General features: G+C 64.5%; 5 protein-coding genes. 2 read left to right on the top strand and 3 right to left on the bottom strand.

What is annotated here, in order from left to right; genetic code table 11:
- Positions 1–183: hypothetical protein (locus tag M3498_11340; protein ID MDQ3459878.1), on the top strand; the 183-nt coding region annotated here is incomplete at its 5' end.
- Positions 180–1,580, top strand: coding sequence for a glycosyltransferase family 2 protein (locus M3498_11335; GenBank protein MDQ3459877.1), 1,401 nt, complete (start codon positions 180–182; stop codon positions 1,578–1,580). The genes M3498_11340 and M3498_11335, both read left to right, overlap by 4 nt.
- A gap of 144 nt (positions 1,581–1,724) precedes the next feature.
- Here M3498_11335 and ugpE read toward each other — a convergent pair whose 3' ends face one another.
- The 3 genes from ugpE to ugpB form a co-directional block, all read right to left on the bottom strand.
- A complete protein-coding gene (ugpE, locus tag M3498_11330) occupies positions 1,725–2,570 on the bottom strand; it encodes a sn-glycerol-3-phosphate ABC transporter permease UgpE (protein MDQ3459876.1) in 846 nt (281 codons plus the stop codon).
- Between the two features lie 13 nt (positions 2,571–2,583).
- Positions 2,584–3,465 (bottom strand): sn-glycerol-3-phosphate ABC transporter permease UgpA, encoded by an 882-nt coding sequence (gene ugpA, locus M3498_11325; protein ID MDQ3459875.1) that lies wholly within the window; start codon positions 3,463–3,465, stop codon positions 2,584–2,586.
- Between the two features lie 78 nt (positions 3,466–3,543).
- Positions 3,544–4,863, bottom strand: coding sequence for a sn-glycerol-3-phosphate ABC transporter substrate-binding protein UgpB (gene ugpB / locus M3498_11320; GenBank protein MDQ3459874.1), 1,320 nt, complete (start codon positions 4,861–4,863; stop codon positions 3,544–3,546).
- Positions 4,864–4,963: the final 100 nt, after the last annotated feature.

The following is a 4,963-nucleotide window of genomic DNA, read 5'->3' as shown; positions in this document are numbered from 1 at the left end:
TCCTGGTGGGTGCGGCGGGCCGCGGCGCAGACGCTGCTGGCGCTCGGCGAGGAGGGCGAGGCGCGCCTCAGCGAGGCCGAGGCAGAGCACCCCGACCGCTACGGCCGCGACGCGGCGCGGCAGGCGCTCTTGGACGCCCAGCTTCAGGAGGCGCGCGTGCGCCGCCTGGAGGGGCGCGCGTGAGGGTCTGGGGCATGATCGTGGGCGGCTACGGCTTCGTGGTCCTGCTCTACTTCGCCCTCTTGAACCTGGCCTATGCCGGCCTGGGTTATAAGGGCCTCAAGACGGTCCGCGACTACCGGCAGGGTCGCTCGAGCCTGGCGCTGCGCGACGCCCTGGCGCAGGGCAGCTACCGGCCCGTTTCGATCCTCGTGCCCGCCCGCGACGAGGAGGACGCCATCGTCGCCTCGGTCTACTCCTATCTGGCCCTCGACTACCCCGACTTCGAGATCATCGTCGTTTCCGACGGCTCGGTGGACCTGACGCTGCCCAGGCTCGCCGACAGCTTCGACCTCTACGAGGTGCCGGGTATCTACCAAAAGCGCATCGAGACCGCGCCGGTGCGGGCCGTCTACCGCTCCGCGCGCTATCCCCGGCTGATCGTCGTCGACAAGGATTACGGCGGCAAGTCCGACGCCTTGAACGCCGGGCTCAACCTGGCGCGCTATCCGCTTCTTTGCGCCGTGGACGCCGACTCGCTCTTGGACGCCGGCGCCCTGCTCACGGTGTCCGGCCACTTTGCCGAGGACGAGAGGCTGATCGCCGCGGGCGGCACCATCCGTCCGCTCGAGCGCGCCGTGCAGGCCGCGGGCGGCGGCGAGACGCGCTTGCCCAGGAGCTGGCTGACCCGCGTTCAGGTCGTCGAGTACGCGCGCGCGCTCTTGATGGACCGCCTCGGCTGGAGCGGAAGCAACCACCTGCTCATCATCTCGGGCGCCTTTGGCGTCTTTAGCCGCGACGCCGTGATGAAGGTGGGCGGCTACCGCATAGGTACGGTCGGCGAGGACATGGAGCTGGTGGTGCGTCTCCACAAGCATTTTCTGGACCAGGGGCTCGACTACAAGATGCTGTTCGTGCCCGAGCTCATCTGCTGGACGGCCACGCCGAGGGGTCTCGGCAACCTGCGCCGGCAGCGCAACCGCTGGCAGCGCGGCCTCTGGGAGGCGCTCTGGCTGCACCGCGACATGCTCTTCAACAGGCGCTACGGCCGGCTGGGCACGGTGGTCCTGCCCTACTTCTGGTTTTTCGAGGGTCTGGCGCCGGTGGTCGAGGGCGTCGGCTACGTGCTCATCATCCTGAGCCTGCTGCTTGGGTTTATGTTCCCTGAGTTCGCGCTCATCTTCTTGTTCCTGACGGTCTTTTGCGGCATGATCTTGTCGCAGCTCGCGGTCGGCGTGGAGACGCTGCTGTTCGGCCGCTATCCTCGGCTGGGCGACCGGCTGGCGCTCTTCGGCGCGATTCTGCTCGAGCTCTTCGGTTACCGCCAGCTCTTGGTCATCGAGCGCTTCGCCGCCACTTTCCAGGTGTTCAGCCGGCGCGGCCACTGGGGCCGGCGGCGGCCGCGCCGGAGCGACTACTAGCTTCCGCCAGGCTCGAGGACCGCTTCGGAGGCTTGCTCGACGGTCCAGGCGGACTGCTTTGCCAGCGAGCGTTGCTACGGCGACCTTGCCTCCGCGGACTGTGAAGCCGGTTGCGATACCACTTGCGCCGGCAGGAGCGCCCGATTATTTTTCAGGATCGACCAGGCCTTTCACGAACCAGCGCTGCATGAAGATGACGATGACGACGGGCGGCAGCAGTGCCAAGACGGCGGTGGCCATGATAATGTGCCAGTCGGTCTGCGCCTCGCCGGTGCCGATCATCTTGACGATGCCGATGACGATCGTCTCCATGCCGCGGGAGGTGGTGATGAGCAGCGGCCACAGGTACTGGTTCCAGCCGTAGATGAACAAGATGACGAAGAGCGCGGCGACGTTGGTGCGTGACAGCGGTAGGAGCACGCTCCAGAAAAAGCGCATCGGCCCGGCGCCGTCTATCTGCGCGGCGTCGACCAGTTCGTCGGGAATGGTCAGGAAGAACTGCCTGAAGAGCAAGGTGGCGGTCGCCGAGGCGATCAGCGGAATGGTCAGGCCGGCAAAGGTATCGACCATGCCGAAGTCGGCCACCACCGCGTAGGTGGGAATGATGCGCACCTCGACGGGCAGCATCAGGGTGATGAAGATCATCCAGAAGAAGAACATTCTGCCGGGAAACTCGAAAAAGACCACGGCGTAGGCCGACAAGAGCGAGATGGAAATTTTGCCCAGGGTGATGACGAGTGCCATGATCAGACTGTTGCGCATCATGGTGATGGCCGGGGTGCCGCGCACCCGCGCGCCCTGGCCCGACTCGAGGGCCTGCCCGTAGTTCTCCACGGCGTGCGGTCCGGGCACGAGTGGCATCTGGCCGCGGGCGATGGTGCCTACGTCGTGGGTCGAGCCGATCACCGCCAGGTAGATGGGAAAGGCAAAGAGGATGACCCCGACGATGAGGACGAGGTGCGGGAAAAAGTTATTGCGGGACCCTACCATGAAACACCTGCCATCAGTAGTGCACCTGGCGCTCGATGTAACGGAACTGCACGACGGTGAGGAGGATGACGGCAAGCATCAGGATCACCGATTGCGCCGAGCTTCCGCCCAGGTCCAAGTTGATGACGCCGTCGCGGTAGACCTTGTACATCAAGGTGGTGGTGGCCCGGCCGGGCCCACCCTGGGTGAGCGCGTGGATCACCCCGAAGGTGTCGAAGAACGAGTAGATGAGGTTGACCACCAAGAGAAAGAAGGTCGTCGGCGACAACAGCGGAAAGACGATCGACGCGAAGCGCCGCCCACCGCCGGCCCCGTCGATGGCGGCAGCCTCGAGGATGGTCTTGGGAACCGACTGCAGGCCCGCCAGAAAGAAGATGAAGTTGTAGCTCACCTGCTTCCAGGCGGACACCACTATCACCAGGATGAAGGCCTGGTTACCGTTCAAGCGGTAGTCCCAGGGCACACCCAAGGCGCGCAAGCCCTGGCCGAGATGGCCGATGCTCGGATGAAAGATGAAGAGCCAGAGGACCGCCGCGACCGCGGGCGCGATGGCGTAAGGCCAGATGAACAGCGTCCGGTAAGCGCCACTGCCGCGGATTACCCGGTCGGCCATCGCCGCGAAGAGCAGGGCGGGCGCCATCGCCAGGAACGTCACCGTGGCGGAAAAAATCAGGGTGATGCGGACCGACTCTAAGTAGCGCGGGTCGCTGAGAATCACCTGGAAGTTCTCGAGCCAGACGAACTGTGTGCGCAGGCCGAAGGGATCTTGAATCAGGACCGAGTAGTAGATCGCCTGAGCGGCGGGCCAGAAAAAGAAGATGAGGGTGACGACGATCTGCGGTGCGAGCAGGAGGTACGGAAGAACTTTGTTCCTGTAGATGGCGCGCCGACGCATTGGCCTCCTTAGGCTAAACCAGGTGCTCGAGCACCTCGAGCACCTCGAGCACCTGGCGTCAAACGTCTATAAGCGGGTTTAGCGGTTGGCGCGCTCGAACGCCCTGAGCACAGTGTTGCCGCGCTCTACGGCGTTGTCGAGCGCCTGCTGGGCGCTCTGTTGCCCCTGGAGCGCCGCCTCCATCTCCTCTTGGTGGATGTTGCGGATTTCCACCATATTGCCGAACCTGAGGCCCCGCGAGTTCTCGGTGGGCTCGCTGCGGGTGAGCTGCTCGTAGGGGATGTTGAGGCCGGGATTCTCCTCGTAGAAGCCTTCTTCTTCCAGCTCTTCATGCACGCCGAAGATGATCGGCAGGTAGCCGCTTTCGGTGTGCCACGCCCTCATCACTTCCGGCTGGCTGATGTAGCGGAAGAACTCGGCGACGGCGCGATACTCCTCGTCGGTGCGGCCGGGGGCCGTCATCACCCAAAAGCTGGCTCCGCCGATGATCGAGTTGTTGGGCGCGGCCTCCACATCATCGTAGTAGGGGAGGAAGCTGACTCCCCAGTCGAACTGCGCCTCGTTCATGACGCGGGCGCGAAAGGCCGAGGAGGTATGGATGATGGCGCACTCGCCCGAGGGAAAGAGCGGTTCGGCGCTGTTGTCACGCCCGCCGTAGGTGAACGACCCTTCGGCCTGCATGTCGAGCAGGGTTTGCAGGTGGCGCACGTGCAGGTCGCTGTTGAACATCAGCTCGGTGTCGAGCCCTTCCATGCCGTTGGCGCGGGTGCCGATGGGCACGTCGTGGATGGCGCTGAACTGCTCGATCTGGGTCCAGGTCGGCCAGGAGGTGGTGAAACCGCAGGTCGAGGTGCCGCTGTCGACAATTTGCCTGGCGGCCTCGCGCAGCTCGTCCCAGGTCTCGGGCGGGTCCTCGGGGTCGAGGCCGGCCTCGCGGAAGGCGTCCTTGTTGTACCACATGACGGCGGTCGAGGAGTTGAAAGGCATCGACATCATGCTCCCGTCGGGCAGACTGTAGTAGCCGCGGATGGCCGGGATGTAGATGTCGGGGTCGAACTCCACGCTGGTGTCTTCCATGAGCTGGTGAACAGGCACGATGGCGTCGCCGGCAGCCATCATGGTCGCCGTGCCCACCTCGAACATCTGCACGATGTGGGGAGCGTTGCCGGCACGGGAGGCGGCGATGGCGGCGACCAGCGTTTCAGTGTAGGTGCCTCGGTAGGCGGGGGTGACGACGTAGTCGTCTTGCGAGGCGTTGAAGGCCGCGACGATACTCTCGAGCATGCCGCCCAAGGGCTCGCCGAGACCGTGCCAGAGTTCGACGTTCGTTTGCGCCGTCGCGCCGCCGAAGAGCGCGAGCGTAGCCCACAGGGAGACTATCAGTTTCAGTCGTTTCACAGAATTCCTCCTTAGTGACTTTCAAGTGAGTCTAACATGCTTTGACCTACCCTGCATTCATCAAACCGCCCGCTTGTCACGCCTGTGTCAGCCATAGCAC

The sequence above is a fragment of the Deinococcota bacterium genome (assembly GCA_030858465.1).
Lineage (GTDB): Bacteria > Deinococcota > Deinococci > Deinococcales > Trueperaceae > JALZLY01.
The sequence above is the reverse complement of the archived record's forward strand: the minus strand, read 5'-3'. Positions and strand labels throughout refer to the sequence as shown.

Coding starts and splice junctions, on each gene's coding strand:
- ugpE (MDQ3459876.1), bottom strand. CDS start 2,570: ATGGTAGGGTCCCGCAATAACTTTTTCCCGCACCTCGTCCTCATCGTC.
- ugpA (MDQ3459875.1), bottom strand. CDS start 3,465: ATGCGTCGGCGCGCCATCTACAGGAACAAAGTTCTTCCGTACCTCCTG.